Origin of the sequence: Parabacteroides sp. AF48-14 (genome assembly GCF_003477465.1) — a bacterium.
GTDB classification, from domain to species: domain Bacteria; phylum Bacteroidota; class Bacteroidia; order Bacteroidales; family Tannerellaceae; genus Parabacteroides; species Parabacteroides acidifaciens.
Map to the genome: position 1 here is coordinate 1 of NZ_QUDI01000040.1, position 21,951 is coordinate 21,951.

Sequence of the window (21,951 nt, forward strand, 5' to 3'; positions counted from 1 at the left end):
AAATGTAAAAATAGCATCGCAGGAATGGGATTCAATACATTAATTTTATTAAATAATCAGTTAATCATACATTATATATATATTCAAGATTCGATTTTAAGTGTTCAAACTAACTTACCGAGTTCTGCAAGAACTATGTTACATAAAAAATAAAAAGCAAGCTTATACTTTCTCGACTTGACCTTAAATAACCAACCTACCCATAAGCTCCTCCCGAATTAACGAATCGCCAGCTTTTCTGTATTCTGCAAACAGACTGATCTAAAAAAATACAATAACCCCCTTTTCGGCCGTTTTTCTATTTCGTCCGAAATCTTGATCCATTTTGAATTGACTTTTTTCATGGTTTTAACCTCCCCGGATGACAACAGGAAGAATGAGGTGCCGAGACCGCTCTGAAAAGCCTGCAATTTGATTGGTGGAAAGTAAAAATAGCGACAATGTGATAAACCTTAACTCCTGGAGAATCGAATATTTGAAAATAAAACGGACGGCGTCCCAAATATCCCAAGGAAATTCAGGTGCTTTTTTGCCATGAAAACGGTCCTCTTTCCAATTACGACCGTCATAATCGCCATTACGACCGTCCTAATCTTCGCGAGGTGCCGAGTGCACTACACATTAGAACGGTCGTAATGGCAAAGAGGACGGTCGTAATTGCGGAAAACGCTCAAAAAAGAGGGAAAAGTCCCTTTTTGAGGTCTAAAAAACGGATTAACATTTATTTTGTTTCGGATGTCTTTCGAGCCGGGAAAATACGTTTTTTACAATAACCCCTTAGCGAGAGACTACTTAATCCGGACACGGCAAGGCTGTTGCAATTCCTTTTTCCACTTCTGTACAAATGCGAACCAGTCCTCTTTTGTCTTATAACCAAATGTTTCCTTCATGGATGTAAAGGTGATATGATAAGTAAAGGACGATTTCCCCTCCGCCCCTATTATATATAGGTAATTGACGGGGTCTTGCGATTCTCCTTTTATAAGTCCGGACGGCAGGCAGGTAGCGACGCCGACCGTTTCTTTTGCATATTTGACCGTATCGTTCACAGGCCAGTCCCTTCCCCAGCAGGCAATCAAACCCTGATGATCGGAAAAAGAGGTGGAACCTTTTATGTTCAGAACGCCTGTGCTGAATATCTCTTTCTTCAACGGTTCGGCAAAAAAGACCTGCACTTCACAATCCCGATGCCCGGCATACAGGATATAACGGACTGTCATTTGGAGCTCCGAACCCTGATACTGCCAGTCGTTTGAAACAATATCCGTGACAGTACGCACCGGACCATATGCCCGAATCGTCTCCGTCAGGCTGGCAACCGGCTCGATATGGGTGGCCTTCTTACCGTCCCATCCTTTCAATGCGCCGACACCGCAACTGCCGCCCACCAACAACACGTCGTCACCGAAACCGCGTGCCAACTGCTCGTCTGTCGGATAAAACTGGGATTCCTGTATCTCAAAACCTTTATTGAACTTTCCGTAAATATCGACGGTCTGCTTCTTGTCGAAATAAATGCGATAGGCCACTAACTCCGACTCGAAAGCCGGACCGTGATGATGCAGCTGGTTGTAGATATTGCTTGTTCCCGGAATGGTCAGGGAGGTAATCGGGACATGCTTGCCGTTCCTGTCGCTCACCAGCATCTCGGCAAACACACGGGATGGATAAGTCCGGTCCGTCTTCTCGGAAGACAGGACGACTTTAAGCTTTTTTACCGCTCCGGAAGGGACATCCAACACGAGGCCAATTCATCCGCCTTACGGTCGCCATCGAGGTCATCCAATTGAGAAGGAATTTCCGTTGTCCCGTCCCAGACCGTTGCCGAACGCACACGAAAAGAGGGATTCATATCGCTCAGGCGGAGCACGACCGGCTCGTCTGCCTTATCGATATTCCATTCATTGGAGACTTCTACGGTGCGGACCAGCTCTTCCGCCTGCACCTTATATTGGAAGGCGGCAAAAAGAAATCCGGTCATACAAAGCGTGATTAACGGCCTTGTGGTTTTCTGATTAAAATTCATGGTACTGTCTTATTTTATTTTTATTGGTCTACCCGGAAGCAAAAATACAAAAGATATTCTAAAGCATATGCTCAAAAAAACCTAAAGTGTGCAGATTCCGGAAGAAAGTTCTTTGATATAAAGAATGTTTGATTACTTTTGCAGGTCAGTATTTGAAGGTTAATGCGAACAAATATCTGATATAGAAATCTAATATTCCTATAATATGAGTTTAAAAATTATTGTATTAGCGAAACAGGTTCCGGACACACGTAATGTGGGAAAGGATGCGATGAAGGAAGACGGGACAATCAACCGTGCTGCCCTTCCTGCCATCTTCAACCCGGAAGACTTGAACGCGTTAGAACAGGCCCTTCGTTTGAAAGATGCCTATCCGGGAACTACAGTAACCCTGTTGACAATGGGTCCGGGGCGCGCCGCAGAAATTATTCGTGAAGGTTTATATCGTGGAGCAGATAACGGTTATCTGCTGACAGATCGTGCATTTGCCGGCGCAGACACCTTGCTACGTCTTACGCACTTGCCACAGCGATCAGAAAAATCGGTGACTACGATATCATTATCGGAGGACGTCAGGCTATCGACGGCGACACGGCACAAGTAGGTCCGCAGGTAGCTGAAAAATTAGGACTGACACAGATCACATACGCTGAAGAAATCCTGAATGTAGACGAAAAGAGCCGCCGCATCACGGTAAAACGCCATATCGACGGCGGCGTCGAAACAGTGGAAGGCCCGCTGCCTATCGTGATAACGGTCAACGGTTCGGCTGCCCCATGTCGCCCGCGTAATGCCAAACTGGTGATGAAATACAAACGGGCATTGGGCGCACAGGAGAAGGCTCCGGCACCTGCCTGCCATCCGGAAGGCGTAGCGGCATTAGCTTACCCTGAACTGTATGAGAAACGTCCGTATCTGAACATTCCGGAATGGAGCGTGGCAGATGTAAACGGAGATCTCGAACAATGCGGTCTGTCCGGTTCGCCGACGAAGGTTAAAGCCATTCAGAACATCGTGTTCCAGGCAAAGGAAAGCAAGACGCTGACCGGTGCGGACAAGGATGTGGAAGATTTGATTGTTGAACTGTTAGCTAACCACACTATCGGATAAGAGTATGAATAATGTATTTGTATATTGTGAGCTTGAAGGTACGACGGTTGCCGATGTAAGCCTCGAACTGCTGACCAAAGGTCGCAAGTTAGCGAATCAGTTAAACTGCCAGCTCGAAGCCATTGTTGCAGGTTCCGGCCTGGAAGGGATCGAGAAGCAGGTGATGCCTTACGGCGTCGACAAGTTGCACGTTTTCGATGCACCGGGATTGTTCCCTTACACCTCCCTCCCGCATTCTTCAGTCCTGATCAACCTGTTCAAAGAAGAAAAACCGCAAATCTGCCTGATGGGTGCAACGGTTATCGGCCGTGACTTGGGACCACGTGTTTCATCCGCCCTGACAAGCGGTTTGACGGCAGACTGTACTTCCCTTGAAATCGGTTCGCACGAAGATAAGAGAGCTGGTAAAACGTATGAAAACCTGTTATACCAGATCCGTCCGGCTTTCGGTGGTAACATCGTGGCTACGATCATCAACCCGGAACACCGTCCTCAGATGGCGACTGTCCGCGAAGGTGTGATGAAGAAGGAAATACTGGATGCCAACTACAAAGGCGAAGTGATCAAACACGACGTTGCCAAATATGTTCCGGAAACGGATTATGTAGTGAAAGTCATCGACCGCCATGTAGAAAAGGCTAAACATAACCTGAAAGGAGCTCCGATCGTCATAGCCGGCGGCTACGGAATGGGTTCCAGAGAAGGATTCGACAAATTGTTCGAACTGGCGAAAGAACTTCATGCCGAAGTCGGAGCCAGCCGTGCAGCCGTTGATGCCGGTTACTGCGACCATGACCGCCAGATCGGCCAGACAGGTGTAACGGTCCGTCCGAAACTGTATATCGCTTGCGGTATCTCCGGACAGATCCAGCACATCGCAGGTATGCAGGATGCAGGTATCATCATCTCTATCAACAACGACGAGAACGCTCCGATCAACACGATTGCCGACTATGTTATCAACGGCACGGTTGAAGAAGTGATCCCGAAGATGATTAAGTATTACAAACAGAACAGCAAGTAAAGAGATGGCAAATTATTATACAGACATTCCGGAACTCAAGTATCACTTGAACAATCCGATGATGGAACGTATTTGCGAACTGAAAGAACGCAATTACAGAGATAAAGAAGAGTTCGACTATGCACCGCAGGATTATGCCGATACGTTGGATTCATTCGACAAGGTGCTCGAGATCACCGGCGAAATCACCGGCGAAATCATCGCTCCCAATGCCGAAGGTGTCGACGAAGAAGGCCCTCACTGTGCTAACGGACGTGTGGAATATGCTTCCGGAACGAAGCAGAATCTGGACGCAATGGTCAAAGCCGGCCTGAACGGTATGACGATGCCGCGCCGTTTCGGTGGCTTGAACTTCCCGATCACTCCGTACACCATGTGTGCCGAAATCGTATCTGCTGCAGATGCCGGATTCGGAAACATCTGGTCACTCCAGGACTGTATCGAAACATTATATGAATTCGGTAACGAAGACCAGCACAGCCGTTTCATCCCGCGTATCTGTGCCGGAGCGACGATGTCTATGGACCTGACAGAACCGGATGCCGGTTCAGACCTCCAGTCCGTGATGCTGAAAGCGACCTTCGACGAGAAAGAAAATTGCTGGCGCCTGAACGGTGTAAAACGTTTCATTACCAATGGTGATGCTGACTTGCACCTGGTACTGGCCCGCTCGGAAGAGGGGACAAAAGACGGACGCGGTTTGTCTATGTTCATCTATGACAAGGAAGAGGGCGGTGTGGATGTTCGCCGTATCGAAAACAAGTTGGGTATCCACGGTTCTCCTACTTGCGAATTGGTTTACAAGAATGCGAAAGCCGAACTTTGCGGAAACCGCAAATTAGGTTTGATCAAATATGTGATGGCTCTGATGAACGGCGCCCGTTTGGGTATCGCCGCCCAGTCTGTCGGCCTGAGCCAGGCTGCCTACAACGAAGGGTTAGCTTATGCCAAGGAACGGAAACAGTTCGGCAAGGCAATCATCGAATTTCCGGCTGTCTACGACATGTTGTCTATCATGAAAGCGAAACTGGATGCCGGCCGTGCACTGTTGTATCAGACTTCCCGCTATGTAGACATCTACAAAGCATTAGATGATATCGCACGCGAACGCAAGTTGACTCCGGAAGAACGTCAGGAGCAAAAGAAATATGAGAAGTTGGCAGATGCTTTCACACCGTTGGCAAAGGGTATGAACTCCGAATATGCGAACCAGAATGCATACGACTGTATCCAGATTCACGGTGGTTCCGGTTTCATGTTGGAATATGCTTGTCAGCGTATCTACCGCGATGCCCGTATCACCTCCATCTACGAAGGTACGACACAGTTGCAGACTGTCGCTGCTATCCGTTACGTAACGAACGGTTCTTATCTGGCGACCATCCGCGACTTCGAAACGATCCCATGTTCTCCGGAAATGGAACCGTTGAAAGCGCGGTTAGTTGAAATGGCCAACAAGTTGGGAGCTTGCATGAATATCGTGAAGGAAGCCCAGAACCAGGAATTGCTGGATTTCGTTGCCCGCCGCCTTATGGAAATGGCAGCCGACTGTATCATGGCCCATCTGCTGATCCAGGATGCAACAAGAGCACCCGAAATGTTTGCCAAATCAGCCGTCGTATATCTGAACTACGTTGAAGCCGAAGTTGAAAAACACAGCAGCTTCATCCACAGTTTCAACGCAGACGAATTAGTAAACTACAGACAATAAGAATCATTGTCTCCCCCATAAAAAGAGCCGGGTATCACCTTGATATCCGGCTCTTTTATTTATATTTGCATCATCACAACCAAAACAAGAATAACTATGAACAATTACAATCCCGACATCCACCACCGCCACAGCTTCCGCCTGCAAGGATATGACTATTCACAGGAAGGGTTGTATTTCGTTACGATATGCGTACAAAACATGAAATGCATATTCGGAAACATTATCAATGGAGAAATCATATTAAACGAAAATGGGAAAATCATTATATCTTGCTGCAAACAAATCGAACAACAAAATCCCCATATCTTATTTCATATATATTGTATCATGCCCAACCATTTCCATGCCATTATCGAAATCACCACCCCACGTAGGGGCGGTTCGCGAACGCCCTCCCAACAATAATAAAAAAACAAACCCCTCGGTCGTATCATCGGTGCCTTCAAAACAATATCAACCAAACAAATCAATATCAATAATAACACAATCGGCAATCAAATTTGGCAAAGAAACTATTATGAACATATTATACGAAATGAGATGTCATATAATAATATATATTGGTATATCATGAATAATCCACAGAAATGGGAGGATGATAAACTTTGGAAGGGATGAATATTTACCCAGGAAGAAGGGCGGTTCGCGAACCGCCCCTACGAGGCCTGCTCATTTGATGCCACAGCCCCCATTGCATAATCCCCCGCAAGAACAGATAGGTCAGGAATGCCATCCATAATGCGTGGTTTCCCATTGTGCCGGAAAAAAGGTAATAGATCAAGAAAAAGGTTCCAGAGGCTACCAGCATGGAATAGAGCATCAGGCGGGTGGCAGTGGCACCGATCAGGATACCATCCCAGAGAAAGGCTGCAAAACCGGCAAGCGGAACGGCCAGCACCCAATAGAAATAAGTTCCGGCTTCCTGAATGACGGCAGAATCGTTGGTCAGGAGTGACAGGAAACCCCTTCCCCCTACTCCGTAAAGCAGGGTAAAGAAGAGAGACAGACCGATCCCCCAGCCAAACAGCAGATGAATCATCCGGTTGAGCGCACTTTGGTTTCGGGCGCCGATATAACGTCCCGCCAACGCTTCACCGGCATAGGCGAATCCGTCCATTATATAAGAGAATAACGTAAACAACTGCATCAGCAATGTATTGACCGCCAAAACCGTATCCCCCTGCCGGGCTCCCGTAGAGGTAAAAAAGGTCGTAACGGCCACCAGGCAAAGCGTCCGGAAAAAGATATCGCTGTTTACCTGGAAAAAGCGGCGCATGGCAACCTTATCCACAATCTCCTGCCAGCCGACACGCCCTTTCAGCCGCTTCCGATAGAAAACAAGCCACAGAAAGACAGCCATCAGAAACCCACCATACTGTGCAATCAGCGTTCCCGTAGCAACCCCTTCCACCTTCATACCAAAGACAAACACAAAGATCAGGCTTGCCACGATATTGACAATGTTCTGCGTTATTGCAATAAACATCGGAAAACGGGAATTCTGCATCCCGATAAACCAACCGGAAAAGCCATATAATCCCAATACGGCCGGTGCACCCCAGATACAAATACGGAAATAAAGCGTAGCCAAATGCTCCACCTCCGCAGTCGTATCGAGCAAGGCAAAAGCTATTTTCCGTATCGGATACTGCAGCAGAAGCAATGCCAGCGAAATGAAAAGCCCGACTCCCACCGACCGCAACAACACCCGTGTCACCTCCGGCAAATCCCGTCTTCCCAAAGCCTGTGAAGTCATCCCACTCGTCCCCATACGCAGAAATCCGAATAGCCAGTAAATAATATTGAACAACATCCCCCCTACCGCAATCGCCCCTATATAAGAAGCCGCCCCCAGATGCCCGACAATCGCCACATCAACCAGCCCCAGTAAGGGAACGGTTATATTGGAAACAATAGAAGGGAGCGCTAATTGAAGGATTTTTTTATTCATAATTTATCGTATATATAAAAAGCTTATTCCTAAATTTGTGAGCAAAGTTACAGATTACTTTATAGATAACATTATTACGCCTATGTTTCAACAACAGACAAAACGCGAACCCTAAGTGGTTGTAAAAACGTTAGCTGTTCGCATTCCCTACTAATCAGATATTTACGTATTTGCTTAGAGAAAATGAACATCTATTATTTTTCAACTCTATCATTCGCAAAATTATATGCTAAACGTGTTGTCAATAAAGCTTTTCATAAACATGGAGTCGCATCCTTTATGGGTGCGTGGGTTGAAACCATATCAGCAGTAAATGCTGCGGCTTTATCAAACGTCGCATCCTTTATGGGGTGCGTGGATTGAAACCAGGATATCCATTCGAAAGTGTTCCAGGTGAACGTCGTATCCCGCTGGGGTACGTGGGTTGAAACTTCGACCTTTTTACGGCTGCATATCACAGGAAGGAGTCGTATCCACCAGGGATACAAGCTATGCTCCATTATTCTGTCTCAAGGTTGATAGTATTCCATAAAAGTACAAGTTTTATGGAATACTATCAACCTTATTTCACCTATTAAAATTACAATTATATCATATTTCCATCAAACCAACAACAACTCCTCCACCCAAGCACCATCCAATACCAATCCCGCCTGCTCATCATAACACCGACTATCCTCCAGAATGAAAATTCCGGCGTACTCTGCTACTGTTCCCTGTTTACGTAATTGCTCGAAATCCCACTTTCTGACAGATACGCTATATTGCTGTAGTTTACGCAGTAACCAGAATTCCGGACCGTTTCTTTTCAGTTCCTCCAGTAAGGTTGCGCCATCGCCATAACCGACTAAAATAGATACAGAATCCTTATCGTCTATCAACCGGAATCGATCGGCAGCCGTAGCAAAAAAGAAATTCATTTCTGCGGCACCTTCATATAAATTCTTTTTAATCTCCGCCCTATCAAAGGTGTTGCAATTAGCATAAAATAAACTGAAATATTGAGCTATACAAGCTGGAGAAAACAAATCCTCCCCATCAGAGACAGACAACATCTCTCGCAAAGTATTCGCCCCCTTTCCCATCAACCCACGTAAAATACTGTTCTCAAACTTGAAGACAAACACCTGTCCTAATTCACCCTTTTCATTTAACCTGCCTTCGCGGTTGCATCTTCCGGCAGCCTGGATAATTGAATCCAGACCGGCAAATGCACGATATACGACCGGGAAATCTATATCTACCCCAGCCTCAACCAACTGCGTGCTTATGACACGAACAGGTTCATTATTCTTCAACTTCTGCTTGATCAACTTTATCACCTCCATGATATGCGCGGAACACATCATACGCGACAGATGCAAAGTTCCTTCAGGCATTCGCCGGCAAAGCTCCCGCGCCTCCTTACGGGTATTAACAATACATAGTACGCTATCATATCCGGACAGTTTGCCGGCAAGTTCATCGAAGGTCGTGGTTGTGTTCGGTTCCGGCCAATGCAGCTCCACCCGTTTAAAAGCTTCAAACAAATTATCATGCACGGAAGTAATTTCCGTTACGGGAGTTTTCAATCCGTTAAAGGCCTCCGGCCCCGTTCCGATATGACCGGAAAAGACGGGCAATGTCGCCGTCGTAAACAAGATACTGGCTTTAAAAGAGGCTTGCAGGCTCTGCAAAATATCCAGTACCGGACGCAGAAACTCAACCGGTAACATCTGCGCCTCATCCAGAATAACAACAGAGTTACAGATATTATGCAACTTCCGGCACCGCGAACTACGGCAAGCATACAGCGATTCGAAGAACTGCACATTTGTTGTCACGATAATCGGAGCATCCCAGTTTTCCGTAGCCAGCAAAGAAGGGGATCGTTCGTCGTTGCTATCCCGCTGCAAATTACTATGATGCTCCACCACATTCTCCGCGCCGAAAATATTCCGGAGCACGGCAGCCGTCTGTACAATAATACTCGTATAAGGAATAACGATGACAATCCGGTCTTTTTGATAACGAACGGCATGGGTGAGCGCCCAGGCCATCGACGCCAATGTCTTTCCCCCACCAGTCGGAACCGTCAGGCTAAAAAAACCGGGAAGCCCACCGGCCATCTCCCGGCAACGGGACAGGATAGCCGCCCGCTTCTCATTGATAAAAGAAGCTGGAGCATTCGCCGTAAGCGATTCCATATAGGTATCAAACCGGTCTTTCAACGTTTCCATTGAATCATATTGTCCGCGCCTGTTCGCCTGTTCCGGCTGCATAAACCGCTCCGTATCCAGATAGTCGGCATCAACCAGGCAGGAGAACAACATGCGAATCCATTGATGCATCTCCTTCTCAAAATCATCAACCAAAGGCTGGTCTAACGAAGCAACCACCTCTTGCATCTCTTCCGGCGCATCTTTCAGCATCTCCTGATAGCAGTCTGTTTTAGACAAACGCCTATCCAGATTCGCCTCACCCGAAGAAGTCCAGTCTAACAACCCCGAATGGTGTCCGGCAATGCAATAAGCCAAAGGTTGATAATATCCCGGCAATTTCACCTTCGCCAGAATCGCTCCGGCCGAGGAATGGTCGGATTTATTCACTACTTTCTGTTCCACCGTCATACCGGATGCGCTACGGATATAAGGTTGAAAACTATTCCTTGTATATTTTCCCATATCATGCCACCAGCCATTCTGCTTTCCCCAGGCCGCCGCCCCGAAAACAGCTGCAAACGATTCACTTAAATCGGATGTACCGACAGAGTGTTCCTTTACCGTCTGTATCCGGAAAGCATCATCCTCGACCTTGACATGCGCTATAAAATCTTGCTCTTTCATTATATACGTGAAGGAATTTTAGTCCTCTGAAACAAACGGTTAAGGAAAAGTTTATACTATACCTCCCTACTTTTGTTTTATATTCAGTAATAACAAAGGTATGAAAGTTTTCCGTACTAAAGAACGAAAACTACGGGATAGTCAGCTATTTATCAAAACTCTTCTTCAAGTCCATGATTCCCGGAGAGATAAAAGAGAAAACTGAAAATCGCGACCAGCTTACAATTCCAATATATCAGATTCCCGTTCCAAAGCGCGAAGTGTCCACCTCTTTTGCTTTTTTCTCTTTGTAGCCACCGAAACTATAGCGCAATGTAAATGTCACATTCCGGCTGTCCTGCCAGAGTTTCATCCGGCTTTTCTGTCCCTGCTCGTCCACGTGGGTGACGGGATTGCCGCCCTCGAACAAATCATTGCCCCGAACCGTCAGGCGCATCTTCTTTTTCGCAAATGTCCAGGTCAGACCGGCCGAGACGTTATAAATCAAGTCGATATCATACAAGCCTTGAATAACCGGAGAGATACAATAACCACGCAAATCCAACGACAAGTTACGGTCTTTGGTCAGATAGAACGTATTGTTCAGTTCGGCCCGGCCAAACAGTTTTTTACGGTCGAAAGAGACATCATAAAGCGTCCCTTTGTTATGAATGGCACAACCCATCAATGTCAGCCTGGAACTCATAAAATCAAAAGGTCTGAAAGGGATGACGGCTACGGCTCCGTACATATTGTAGATATCCATATTCACCGTCTGGAATACGGAGCGCAACTCATCGTGGCGCTGGTACGTCATCTGTTGTATTTTATCGGGCTGGATATTGGCAAACAGGCCGAATACATACTTGCTCTTCAGGATATAATTCAGTTGCATCGAATAAGAGAGTTGCGGCTTCAAATCCGGGTTCCCGATAATAGAACTATAAATATTCATATAATAGGTATTGGGAGTAGTCATCCAGTAGGACGGGTAGGATTTATCACTCGAAAAGGAAAACATCAGCATACCGGACGGGGCTACCTTGTAAGTAAAGTTCAATTGAGGGAAAAGACTGACCCTGTTCCATAATGTCTTTTTCTTGCCCGCCGAATCGACGGATGCCTTATAATATTGCAAGGAGACAGACGCATCCAATGAAATCTTTTTCCCGAACTGTTTCGTAAAACCGGCAAAAGCCCCCACGGAATAGTCTTTTTGTTTAAGGCGGAAAGTCCCTTCAGGAGCTTCTTCGTCATTGATCAACTGGCCGGACTCGTTACGGGTATCGGAAAGAGAAGCCTCCACTCCATAATTCAGCATCCATCCTTTTTCCAACTTACGGCTGTCATTCAGATAAAGATTTGCGCGTTGTACCTGCTGGGAAGACAGAGTCGAGATTGTCTGTTCTTCCTCTTTTTCAAAGTCATTCACCAAGTGTTGCTTGTCGTCATTCTTATAAAAAGTATAATCCATCCCGGCATTGAACCCTTTGTGGCTGACATAATCCATCCGGGCATTATGCAGATTGGAGGCTCCGGACAATTCCAGTTCCGTCTCTACCCGCTGGATACCGACAAACTCGGTTAACGCGCCCCTTCTCGACACTTTATCCGGATCATAAAAACGGCCGGTATAGGAAAGTGACAACCGGTCTTTGTTCTTCAAATCGAAATCGAAAGCTCCCCGTATATTGTGGGAAAGGCTTACAAAATTATACCAGTCATCCTGCCTGATATCGTACGGCCGCGTTTACAATCGGTTGGGCAGTCATTTCCTCTTCCTGGCGTCCATGATTATAAGATGCCGAATAAGAGATATCCGCCGAATAGTTTTTCCCAACATACGAAAGATTTGCCTGGCCGGACGGAGAAAAGAAATAGCCTTGTTTACCCGTCAAAGAGATTTCCCCTTTCAGCACGTCTTTTAAAGATTTGTCATTTTCTATCACGACATTAATGGAAGCACCTTTCACGCCAAACCGGGGAGGCGTGCTATACATCACATCTATTTGTTTTACTTTGGATGAAGAGGTTGATTTCAATAAATCGGCTAATGCTCCGCAGTCATCGAACTTTTCCGTCCGTTGATCAGGATCGAAGTCGAAGGGGTTCCGATAATCGACACCTTATCCCCTTCTTTTTGTATGCCTGGCAGCTCACCAATCACATCAAAGGCGTTATCGACCGGCTTGTCTTTTACCAGGTTCGGAATGTCGTACTGCAATTTTCCTTCCGACACCTTTACTAATGGCCGTTCCGCCTTCACAAACACCTCCGGCAGGTCTACCGTTATACTGTCATTCACCAGGATATGTTTCTTTTCCGTTGCGTTCTGTCCCCATACAGGTGCCTGGCCTACCAGGAAAGCGATCCACAAATAATAATAGAAGTGTTTCATCGTATTCTTTTTTCTTGTAAAGGTTGTATTCGGAAACGAGAGTTCCAAACTTTGCCTTTCTTTCGTAAGACTATATAACATCGTCCGGTCCGAATGTTATTTAGTCTTACCAAATGAGCCGGATCAGATAAACTTTCCCTACATTTGTTTATATGAAATCTTCGTTCAAATATGTAGTCATACTGGTCATTCTTTCCTTGTCCGGAATCTTCATTTACCAGCTGTTCTGGCTAACCGGCCTCTATCACTCCCGGCAGGCCCAGAACCGGGAAGAGATCCGGATGGCTATCAAAAACGCAGACCATATCGAACTGTTCGACCGGGCAGACTTCCTTAGCAAGGCATTACACAAACAGCGGGAGACTTCAGCCATTGCCGATACGGAAGGCGGTGTCGCTATCAGCACCAGCTTTCCGGATAAAGACTCGATCATCTCCGAACGGAGCATTTTACCGCTCGACACAAACATATACAATCCCAGCTACAACAGGAAGACACTCAGCAAAGAAGCGGGGGAAATGCTTAAAAGCACGGCCGTAAAAGTAGGGGATGATTTCAGTTCGCTGGGAGAATTGGGGCTACAGATGCAACGTGCCCTGCACGAAACAATCGACACGATCAAACCGATCAGCCTTGCCAGGTTCGACAGCATCCTTTCCTCCCATTTGCAAAAAAGCGAATTGGACATTTATCATTATACCGAAATATGGAACCTGGAGGACAGTTCCATCATTTCCTCATCCGTTCCTGCCAACCTGGACCGGACAAAATATGAGCTACACAAATGGGATTACACGACTTACCACAAAAGGGCTTACTTCGTATATACCGAACCGACAAAGTGGGAAACGGTCCGGATGATGTCAGGCATCCTGTTTTCGTCTTTCCTGATCCTTCTGATCCTGACTCTTTCTTTTGCGTATATGCTCTGGTTCCTTATCCATCAGAAAACAGTGGAACAACTGAAAGATGATTTTACACACAATGTCACGCATGAACTAAAGACTCCGATCGCCATTACGTATGCCGCAGTCGAAGCCATGATCCATTACAACATAACCGGCAATAAGGAAAAAACGAACAAGTATCTGCATGTCTGCCATGAAGAACTGCAACGCCTCGGAAACATGGTCGAACAGATCCTTTCCCTCAGCCTGGAACGGAAAAAGGAGTTTAAACTCAAATTCGAACGGATCGACCTGAACGAACTGACCGGAAAGATCGTCGAACAGCAGACCATCAAATCTTCCAAAGCGTTTCACGTCTGCCGGAATTTACTCCGGACACGATCTGCCTCGAAGCAGACCGCACCCACCTTTACAACATCCTTAGCAATATACTGGATAATGCAATCAAGTATTCCGGAGACGATCCGCAAATATCGATAACAGCAAAAGAGGCGGACGGAGTTATTTCGATATGCATAACAGACAATGGAATCGGGATAGCCGAAGAACATCTGTCGCACATCTTCGACAAGTTCTACCGGATCCCGAATGAGAACAGGACTCCGGTTAAAGGATACGGAATCGGATTGTTCTATGTCAAAACTATGGTGCAAAAACACAACGGGACAATCCGGGTTGAAAGCCATCCCGGCGAAGGAAGCAGTTTTATCATCACATTACCCCAGACACATGAAAGATAAAAAGTCTATATTGGTAGTAGAAGACGAAGTAACCCTCTCCATGATCATCAAGGATGCGTTGGAGGAAGAGGGATATCTGGTTATAACAGCCTGTAACGGCCTGCAGGGAATCGACTGTTTCTACAAACAACATCCTGACCTGATCATAGCCGATGTCATGATGCCGGAAATAGACGGATTTGAAATGATCCGGCGAATACGAAAAGAAGACAAAGAGGTCCCGGTGCTCTTTCTCAGCGCCCGTTCCTCCACCGACGACATTGTCTCGGGCTTCGAGTTGGGTGCAAACGATTACGTACGCAAGCCTTTCAGCCTGCGCGAGTTAGTGGTACGGGCCAAAGCTCTCCTTATCAAAAGCAAGACGGAAGAAGAAAAAGCCGGATTTTATGAGATCGGTCTTTACACCTTCTATCCTAAAACCCAGACACTGCTGATAGCCGGTGAAAGCGATAAACTGTCCTTTAAAGAATCCGAGATACTGAAACGCTTGTGCGAAAGCGAAAACCAGCCGATTTACAGCAAAGACATCCTGCTAAACCTGTGGGGAGACGACAGTTTTTACAATGCGCGCAGCCTGCATGTATTTATCACCAAGCTGCGCCACAAATTGGAGAAAGACCCTCACATCAAGATTCTGAATGTGAGAGGTATCGGGTACAAGCTGATCAACGAACAGCTTTAAGAGATTATTTCCGAAAACTACGTCTCAAATCGTCGATCGAAGGCACAAAGAACGACACAACTCCAATCAGCCCGACTAAAACCCCGCCGATCATAAACGTATTGCCGATACCGATCGTATCGGCAAGAAAGCCGGTACTCAACAACCCGATCATGGAAGGGAGCATATTTACACTCATATAAAAAGAGAATACACGTCCCATCACTGCCGGATCGATACGGGTCTGGACCACTGTTGTAAAAGAAGCCATATAAAGAGAACCGGAAATCCCTCCTACCGCCGTTAGTATGACAAACAGCGGATATCCTGAAACAGGCAGAATTCCAGATAAAAGAAACGTAACCCCCAACAGGATATACATCCAGTTAATCAGGGAAATCTCATTCAAATGTAACTTCTTCATCCCCAAGAAAGTACCTCCCATCAAAGCCCCGATCCCCCAGGCAACCTCAACAAGGCTGATCTGGTAGGCATTCCCCGAATATTGGTTAAGTGTCATCAGCGGATACAACACGCTCACCGGCATAATGAAGAATGTACCCAAAATAGAAAGGGCGAACAACCACGACAACCCGTTTTGGCGGCGTACCTCCGTGAAAGCCTCCTTCGCCTCTTTCAGCAACCGGACCCTTTGAGTCCTCTCCGCATTTTCAGGATCGGGGATCGTCACAAACAATAACGACGTACAGGCTAATGCCGCCCCGATCACATCCATCATCAGAATATTCGTCATCTTCATAAAAGAGATGAAAAGAGCTGCTAAAGCCGGTCCGGCAATATTACAGACAGACTGGATGATCTGATTGATACCGGCAATCCGGATCAGTTCGGATTTGGGAGCCAGCAAAGGGACGGAGGCTTGCATGGCCGGCATATGGAAAGCCGAACCGACCGACCGCAATGCCAGCAAAATATAAACATGACCGAGCTTTGCAATATCCAGATAGAACAACACTGCCAGGAGCATCGTACAAAACGCAATAAAACTATCGGCCAGAATCATCACCAATTTTCTTTTCCAACGGTCCACAAAAATGCCAGTAAACAGCCCCAATATAGATTGAGGAAGCATAGCTGCAATAGTGGCTAAAGCCAAGACTTCAGCCGACTTTGTTTCAAAACTAAGCCATAAGACAATTGCAAAATTGACGATCGAGCTGGTCAGGATAGAGAAAAACTGCCCGGTCCATATAATAGCGAATACTTTTTTCCAGTTATTCATAATCGGTGCAAGTATACAAAGAAAATCCGAGATGGCAAACTGTACTAAAAAAACGAAGGTCGCGGGATTCACATCCGACGACCTCCTACACTAACCCTTAACTTTAACCAATGAAAAACAATAATCTACTTAATTAGTTTTTTAGCGAAGCGATTGCGGCTTCGTAATTCGGCTCGTTCGTTATTTCGGAAACCAGTTCCTCATAAACAATCTTACCTGCTTCGTCGACTACTATCACGCCACGGGCTAATAAACCTTTCAGCGGACCGTCAACCATCAGCATCCCGTACCCATCTTCAAAACAAGAACAACGGAATGCAGAAAGCGGAATCACTTTATCAATACCTTCCGTGGTACAGAAACGTCCTTGTGCAAAAGGTAAATCCTTTGAAACGGCAAGTACCACAGTATTCGGAAGAGAAGCGGCTTCTTTATTGAAACGTCTTACCGAAGCGGCACACACAGCTGTGTCTAAACTCGGAAATACGTTAATTACAACTTTCTTACCTTTTAACTCTTTCAGATGCAATTCTGATAAATCACTTTTCACACCTTTAAAATCAGGAGCCTCTGCTCCAACTGCGGGCAATGAACCGTTCGTATTTACGCCATTACCTTTAAATGTTATTTTTGCCATCTTTTATTGTATTTTATGTGCTACATCAAAAGCGGCTTACAAATATAAGCTGCTTTGTATAACTTAAACAAAGGTTTCAGAAGAATGTTTCTTTTTTTAACTCTTTTTAATTACTATACACGATAACTCTTTTTCTATCTTTGAGCCAAAATAGAAAAACATGAATTGGTTGATTATTTGCTTACTTGTCATTATCATTGCCTTACAACTTATCTTCCGCCTCCGGAAAGAGCATTCGGACACTGCAGACGAACTAAAACGGTTGTTGGACGAAATGCAACGTTCTTTCGAGCGCATCGAAAAAAACTTTCGGGAAGACTTTCGCCTTAACCGTGAAGAAAGCCGTATTGTCGCCCGTGATAACCGAGAAGAACTCACACATTCCATGAGTGAATTCAGAGAAACTTTCGAACGGGGTATTGCTTCCTTTAACAACCTGCAACGGGAAAAATTTGCCAACCTGGACGAACAGCAGCGTTTATTGGTCGCCAACACGGAAAAAAGACTGGAAGAAATCCGTGTCACAGTAGATGAGAAACTGCAAAAGACGCTGAACGACCGGATCGGTCAATCTTTCCGCCTTGTCACCGAACAGTTGGAAAGCGTGCAGAAGGGACTTGGAGAAATGCAAACGCTGGCACAGGATGTCGGCGGCTTAAAACGTGTCCTCAGCAATGTGAAGACGCGCGGCAATATCGGAGAGATTCAGCTTAGCATGCTCCTCGAACAACTATTGGCGCCGGAACAATACGAAGCCAATGTGCATACCCGTAAAGGTTCGGATGCCGTTGTCGAGTTTGCCGTCAAGTTGCCGGGACGCGACGATGTACGCGAATATGTGTATCTGCCGATAGATGCCAAATTCCCGAAAGACGTTTACGAACAACTTTTAGACGCCTATGACCAGGCCGACACCCAAGCCATAGAAGCTGCGGGAAAATTACTGGAAACAACCATCAAGAAGATGGCAAAAGATATTTCCGACAAATACCTGGCACCTCCGGCAACAACCGATTTCGGAATCATGTTCCTTCCGTTCGAAGGAATCTATGCGGAAGTCGTGCGCCGTTCCTCCCTGCTGGAAGAACTGCAACGGAACTACAAAGTGGTGGTAACCGGCCCGACGACGCTTGCCGCCATCCTGAACAGCCTGCAAATGGGATTCCGTACCCTTGCCATCCAGAAACATTCCGGTGAAGTATGGACAATCCTGGGAGCTGTCAAGAAAGAGTTCGAGAAAGTCGGCGGTATGCTGGAAAAGGCACAAAAGAACCTGCAAACAGCCAGCGGACAAATAGAAGAAGTATTGGGGACCCGTACCCGTGCAATCCAACGCAAGCTGAAAGACGTGGATACGCTCAGTGACAGGGAAGCACGTGCCGTCCTTCCCGAGATCGGATCATTAACAGACGAAGAAGACGAAAACAGCTTATGAAAAAGAGACAAATTCCACATACATACGTTATTATATTCTACATCATCCTGTTCTGTGCAGTCCTCACTTGGGTAATTCCAGGCGGACAATACAAGGAAAGCATCAATGCAGCCGGAGAGAAAACGGTTGTTTACGAAGCAGTAAAACATATCCCGCAAACTTGGCAAGTGTTCTCTGCCTTCTATAAAGGATTTGTCGAGAGGGCGGACATCATCGTCTTTATCCTGATCATCGGAGGGGCTTTCTGGATTGTCAACGACAGCAAGGCTTTCGATATCGGTACAGTCAGTTTCCTGCGCCGCGCCCGAAAAATGGAGAATAACCGGTTATTGCGCAAGATTGGAGTCGAAAACTTCTTATTGACGTCCATCATGTTATTGTTCAGCATTTTCGGAGCTGTATTTGGCATGAGCGAAGAAACGATTGCATTTTGCCTGGTTCTTGTTCCGATGGCAATTTCGATGGGATATGATTCCATTACCGGAGTCTGCATGGTCTTTGTCGCTGCCGGGTTAGGATTTGCCGGTGCCATACTAAACCCATTCACAATCGGTATAGCACAAGGGCTGGCCGGTATTCCGCTTTTCTCGGGAATCGAATACCGGATATTCTGTTGGATAGTCATCAATGCTATCGGTTTCACCTGGATACTCCGATATGCCGCTAAAGTTAAAAAAGACCCGCAGTCCTCACCGGTGTACGAAGAGGATAAATATTGGAGAGATCTGCACAGCAGCAATTCATTGGATGTAGTCTATCATACACCGCGAGCAGCCTGGATATGCTTTGGAATATTGACTGCCATACAAATCGTCTTTGCCGCTTTATACCCGACTACGACTTTGCAGATCGGGAACAGTCTGATCAAAGGGCTTCCTCTCCTGCCTGTCTTAACAGTCGCTTTCATCCTGACTTCCGTATTTGCCTTACGCAAAACAGTTCATTTATATATTCTGAACCTATTGTTCTTCACAATCTTTTATCTGATAACCGGGGTTATGGGATATGGCTGGTATATCATGGAGATTGCAACACTGTTCTTTGCACTCGGGCTGGCAGCCGGTATTGCTAACAACCGGACACCGAATGAGCTGGTCAAGCTTTTTCTGGACGGATGCAAAGATATTATGAGTGCTGCATTGGTTGTCGGTCTGGCAGGAGGTATTATTGTTATCTTAAAAGACGGTCTTGTCATCGATACGATCCTTTACAGCTTGGCAAAAGGGATGGAAGGACTCGGACAGGTGGCAACTGTCGGCATGATGTATGTTATTCAGACATTGATCAATCTGGTCATTCCGTCGGGAAGTGCCAAAGCTGCACTGACCATGCCTATAATGGCTCCCTTCTCCGACCTGATCGGTTTATCCAAGCAGGCAACTGTCATGGCTTTCCAGTTCGGAGACGGATTTACCAATCTGATCACCCCTACTTCGGGAGTACTGATTGCCGTGCTGGGAGTAAGCCGCATCCCCTATGACAAATGGTTCCGGTGGGCTTGGAAGTTTATTCTGCTTTTAGTGGTAGTCGGATTCATATTATTAATTCCGACAGTCTTAATTCCGATGAACGGATTTTAATGGAGCGCAAGATCATACATATCGACATGGATGCATTCTACGCATCCGTCGAACAGCGGGATAATCCGGAACTTCGCGGTATTCCACTGGCTGTCGGGCATGCCGAAGAGCGTGGTGTTGTGGCGGCTGCAAGCTATGAAGCACGGAAATTCGGAGTACGTTCCGCCATGTCTTCACAAAAAGCAAAACGGTTATGCCCGCAACTCACGTTTGTACCCGGACGTATGGATGTCTACAAAGCCGTATCCCGGCAGATACATGGGATATTCCATGAATATACGGATATTATCGAACCGCTTTCGCTGGACGAAGCCTTTCTGGATGTAACGGAAAACAAGCAGGATATCCCGCTTGCCGTCGATATAGCCAAAGCCATCAAACGGAAAATCAGGGAAGAGCTGAACCTGGTTGCTTCAGCGGGCATTTCCTATAATAAGTTTCTTGCCAAAATAGCATCGGACTACCGCAAGCCGGACGGCCTTTGCACCATACACCCGACACAAGCCGAGGAATTTATCAAACATCTCCCGATCGAATCATTCTGGGGAATCGGTCCGGTTACGGCCCAAAAGATGCATACATTAGGCATTCATAATGGCGAACAGTTACGAGCCTGTTCACAGGAAATGCTTACCCGGCAGTTCGGAAAGGCCGGAATCTTATACTATGAATTTTCGAGAGGAATCGACTTGCGCCCGGTCGAAGCTGTCCGTGTACGCAAATCCGTCGGATGTGAACATACGCTGGATAAAGATATCTCCCGGCAGTCATCCGTCATAATCGAGTTGTACCACGTTGCCACCGAACTGATCGGCCGCCTGGAGCGGACCGGCTTCAAAGGAAACACCCTAACGCTAAAAATCAAATTCCACGATTTCAGCCAGAAAACCAGAAGCATCACTCAAAGCCATGAACTGACAACACTAACCGAAATATTACCTTTAGCCAAAGAACTACTGAAAGATATCGAATACGACACTCATCCGATCCGGTTAATCGGGCTCTCCATCTCCAACCCCTACGAGAAAAATGAGGAAAAGGCCCGCTGGGAACAGTTGAGTTTTGAGTTCAGCGATTGGGAATAACTATGCCATGTTCAAAGTCCCTTTATGGATATAAATAAAAGATCCGTTCCATCAACGTCCATTTTTCCGCCGAAGAGGCATTCGGCAATGTTTTCTGGAAACGGGCGACAAAATTCTCCCATTCGGCCTGACGCGGCAATGTGTTTAACTTTGCCATAGCCGAATCCCAATCAAAATCGAGTGGAGTCTCAACAATCATAAACAAGCGGGAACCCAACAGATAAATTTCCATTTCCAGGATGCCGACAGCCCGAATGCCATCTCTTATCTCCGGCCAGGACTTCGCCTCACTATGCCACTGGACATACTCGTCGATCAACTCCGGATTATCCTTCAACTCCAACGTCTGGCAATATCTTTTCACAGGCCCGTTATATTCTTTAACCCTGTAACCGCATTTTGTTTCTTCCATTTCTTATTTATTAGTGCCAATTTGATTAACAAAGTTACACAATCATTCTTATAGTCCAGATATATTATCTGTCTAAAATCGTATTTTATCGACTTTAGACAGATACTTCAATAAAGAACACAATGGATAATAATAGCCGGCAGTCTGCATGAGTCTAATTACAAACTCACAGAATATAACAAAATAGTTATGTTTTTATTTGGCAATTTATAGCAGATACGCT

General features: G+C 46.2%; 17 protein-coding genes and 2 pseudogenes. 10 read left to right on the top strand and 9 right to left on the bottom strand.

Going from position 1 to position 21,951, the window contains the following annotated elements; all coding sequences use genetic code 11:
- Positions 1 to 788: 788 nt before the first annotated feature.
- A pseudogene (locus DW083_RS16880) lies at positions 789 to 1,981 on the bottom strand (DUF4861 domain-containing protein).
- Between the two features lie 250 nt (positions 1,982 to 2,231).
- On the opposite strand from DW083_RS16880, the pseudogene DW083_RS16885 reads away from it, so the two are divergent.
- The 4 genes and pseudogenes from DW083_RS16885 (at position 2,232) to DW083_RS23065 (ending at position 6,279) form a co-directional block, all read left to right on the top strand.
- Positions 2,232 to 3,136, top strand: a pseudogene (locus tag DW083_RS16885) (electron transfer flavoprotein beta subunit/FixA family protein).
- 4 nt (positions 3,137 to 3,140) lie between these two features.
- The gene (locus tag DW083_RS16890) at positions 3,141 to 4,160 is read left to right on the top strand and encodes an electron transfer flavoprotein subunit alpha/FixB family protein (RefSeq protein ID WP_115499565.1); all 1,020 of its coding nucleotides are present in this window, start codon (positions 3,141 to 3,143) and stop codon (positions 4,158 to 4,160) included.
- A 4-nt stretch (positions 4,161 to 4,164) separates the two neighbouring features.
- The gene (locus DW083_RS16895) at positions 4,165 to 5,871 is read left to right on the top strand and encodes an acyl-CoA dehydrogenase family protein (RefSeq protein ID WP_122333186.1); all 1,707 of its coding nucleotides are present in this window, start codon (positions 4,165 to 4,167) and stop codon (positions 5,869 to 5,871) included.
- A gap of 96 nt (positions 5,872 to 5,967) precedes the next feature.
- Positions 5,968 to 6,279: a transposase gene (locus DW083_RS23065; RefSeq protein WP_233552256.1), complete on the top strand. Its 312-nt coding sequence runs from the start codon at positions 5,968 to 5,970 to the stop codon at positions 6,277 to 6,279.
- 217 nt (positions 6,280 to 6,496) lie between these two features.
- On the opposite strand, the gene DW083_RS16905 is transcribed toward DW083_RS23065, so the two are convergent.
- The 5 genes from DW083_RS16905 to DW083_RS23075 all read right to left on the bottom strand — a co-directional run bounded on the left by DW083_RS16905 (position 6,497) and on the right by DW083_RS23075 (position 13,027).
- A complete protein-coding gene (locus DW083_RS16905; RefSeq protein WP_122333187.1) occupies positions 6,497 to 7,825 on the bottom strand; it encodes an MATE family efflux transporter in 1,329 nt (442 codons plus the stop codon).
- Positions 7,826 to 8,427: 602 nt separating this feature from the next.
- Positions 8,428 to 10,650 (bottom strand): CRISPR-associated helicase Cas3', encoded by a 2,223-nt coding sequence (gene cas3 / locus DW083_RS16910; RefSeq protein ID WP_233552257.1) that lies wholly within the window; start codon positions 10,648 to 10,650, stop codon positions 8,428 to 8,430.
- Between the two features lie 235 nt (positions 10,651 to 10,885).
- Positions 10,886 to 12,295 carry an outer membrane beta-barrel family protein gene (locus tag DW083_RS16915; RefSeq protein ID WP_233552258.1) on the bottom strand — a complete coding sequence of 470 codons (1,410 nt, stop codon included), beginning with the start codon at positions 12,293 to 12,295 and terminating at the stop codon, positions 10,886 to 10,888.
- Positions 12,296 to 12,350: 55 nt separating this feature from the next.
- Entirely contained in the window at positions 12,351 to 12,632 is a 282-nt protein-coding gene (locus DW083_RS23070) for a hypothetical protein (protein WP_233552259.1), read from the bottom strand.
- Positions 12,633 to 12,679: 47 nt separating this feature from the next.
- Positions 12,680 to 13,027: a hypothetical protein gene (locus DW083_RS23075; RefSeq protein ID WP_233552260.1), complete on the bottom strand. Its 348-nt coding sequence runs from the start codon at positions 13,025 to 13,027 to the stop codon at positions 12,680 to 12,682.
- 152 nt (positions 13,028 to 13,179) lie between these two features.
- On the opposite strand from DW083_RS23075, the gene DW083_RS16920 reads away from it, so the two are divergent.
- The 3 genes from DW083_RS16920 to DW083_RS16925 are packed head-to-tail and all read left to right on the top strand — an operon-like array spanning position 13,180 to position 15,357.
- A complete protein-coding gene (locus tag DW083_RS16920; protein ID WP_233552261.1) occupies positions 13,180 to 14,415 on the top strand; it encodes a histidine kinase dimerization/phospho-acceptor domain-containing protein in 1,236 nt (411 codons plus the stop codon).
- Complete coding sequence (locus DW083_RS23080; RefSeq protein ID WP_233552262.1) at positions 14,379 to 14,675, top strand: sensor histidine kinase KdpD; 297 nt, start codon at positions 14,379 to 14,381, stop codon at positions 14,673 to 14,675. The genes DW083_RS16920 and DW083_RS23080 overlap by 37 nt, the downstream gene beginning before the upstream one ends.
- Positions 14,665 to 15,357 (top strand): response regulator transcription factor, encoded by a 693-nt coding sequence (locus DW083_RS16925; RefSeq protein ID WP_122333189.1) that lies wholly within the window; start codon positions 14,665 to 14,667, stop codon positions 15,355 to 15,357. The genes DW083_RS23080 and DW083_RS16925 overlap by 11 nt, the downstream gene beginning before the upstream one ends.
- A gap of 4 nt (positions 15,358 to 15,361) precedes the next feature.
- Here the strand turns inward: DW083_RS16925 and DW083_RS16930 are convergent, their stop codons facing one another.
- Together DW083_RS16930 and tpx are read right to left on the bottom strand one after the other, a co-directional pair.
- Entirely contained in the window at positions 15,362 to 16,579 is a 1,218-nt protein-coding gene (locus DW083_RS16930) for an MFS transporter (RefSeq protein ID WP_122333190.1), read from the bottom strand.
- Positions 16,580 to 16,712: 133 nt separating this feature from the next.
- Entirely contained in the window at positions 16,713 to 17,216 is a 504-nt protein-coding gene (tpx, locus tag DW083_RS16935; RefSeq protein WP_122333191.1) for a thiol peroxidase, read from the bottom strand.
- 160 nt (positions 17,217 to 17,376) lie between these two features.
- On the opposite strand from tpx, the gene DW083_RS16940 reads away from it, so the two are divergent.
- Genes DW083_RS16940 through dinB form a run of 3 tightly spaced genes read left to right on the top strand, consistent with a single transcriptional unit; the run spans position 17,377 to position 21,316 of the window.
- Positions 17,377 to 18,651, top strand: coding sequence for a DNA recombination protein RmuC (locus DW083_RS16940; protein WP_122333192.1), 1,275 nt, complete (start codon positions 17,377 to 17,379; stop codon positions 18,649 to 18,651).
- Entirely contained in the window at positions 18,648 to 20,231 is a 1,584-nt protein-coding gene (locus DW083_RS16945; protein ID WP_122333193.1) for a YfcC family protein, read from the top strand. The genes DW083_RS16940 and DW083_RS16945 overlap by 4 nt, the downstream gene beginning before the upstream one ends.
- A complete protein-coding gene (gene dinB / locus DW083_RS16950) occupies positions 20,231 to 21,316 on the top strand; it encodes a DNA polymerase IV (protein WP_122333194.1) in 1,086 nt (361 codons plus the stop codon). The genes DW083_RS16945 and dinB overlap by 1 nt, the downstream gene beginning before the upstream one ends.
- Positions 21,317 to 21,338: 22 nt before the next feature.
- Here dinB and DW083_RS16955 read toward each other — a convergent pair whose 3' ends face one another.
- The gene (locus DW083_RS16955; RefSeq protein WP_122333195.1) at positions 21,339 to 21,728 is read right to left on the bottom strand and encodes an L-rhamnose mutarotase; all 390 of its coding nucleotides are present in this window, start codon (positions 21,726 to 21,728) and stop codon (positions 21,339 to 21,341) included.
- Between the last annotated feature and the right edge of the window lie 223 nt (positions 21,729 to 21,951).

Bases quoted from the DNA above. Each gene is read 5' to 3' on its own strand.
- DW083_RS16945 (WP_122333193.1), top strand. From the start codon at position 18,648: ATGAAAAAGAGACAAATTCCACATACATACGTTATTATATTCTACATC.
- DW083_RS16925 (WP_122333189.1), top strand. From the start codon at position 14,665: ATGAAAGATAAAAAGTCTATATTGGTAGTAGAAGACGAAGTAACCCTC.
- DW083_RS23065 (WP_233552256.1), top strand. From the start codon at position 5,968: ATGAACAATTACAATCCCGACATCCACCACCGCCACAGCTTCCGCCTG.
- DW083_RS16895 (WP_122333186.1), top strand. From the start codon at position 4,165: ATGGCAAATTATTATACAGACATTCCGGAACTCAAGTATCACTTGAAC.
- DW083_RS16930 (WP_122333190.1), bottom strand. From the start codon at position 16,579: ATGAATAACTGGAAAAAAGTATTCGCTATTATATGGACCGGGCAGTTT.
- dinB (WP_122333194.1), top strand. From the start codon at position 20,231: ATGGAGCGCAAGATCATACATATCGACATGGATGCATTCTACGCATCC.
- DW083_RS16940 (WP_122333192.1), top strand. From the start codon at position 17,377: ATGAATTGGTTGATTATTTGCTTACTTGTCATTATCATTGCCTTACAA.
- DW083_RS16905 (WP_122333187.1), bottom strand. From the start codon at position 7,825: ATGAATAAAAAAATCCTTCAATTAGCGCTCCCTTCTATTGTTTCCAAT.
- DW083_RS16955 (WP_122333195.1), bottom strand. From the start codon at position 21,728: ATGGAAGAAACAAAATGCGGTTACAGGGTTAAAGAATATAACGGGCCT.
- cas3 (WP_233552257.1), bottom strand. From the start codon at position 10,650: ATGAAAGAGCAAGATTTTATAGCGCATGTCAAGGTCGAGGATGATGCT.
- DW083_RS23075 (WP_233552260.1), bottom strand. From the start codon at position 13,027: ATGAAACACTTCTATTATTATTTGTGGATCGCTTTCCTGGTAGGCCAG.
- DW083_RS16920 (WP_233552261.1), top strand. From the start codon at position 13,180: ATGAAATCTTCGTTCAAATATGTAGTCATACTGGTCATTCTTTCCTTG.
- DW083_RS16890 (WP_115499565.1), top strand. From the start codon at position 3,141: ATGAATAATGTATTTGTATATTGTGAGCTTGAAGGTACGACGGTTGCC.
- tpx (WP_122333191.1), bottom strand. From the start codon at position 17,216: ATGGCAAAAATAACATTTAAAGGTAATGGCGTAAATACGAACGGTTCA.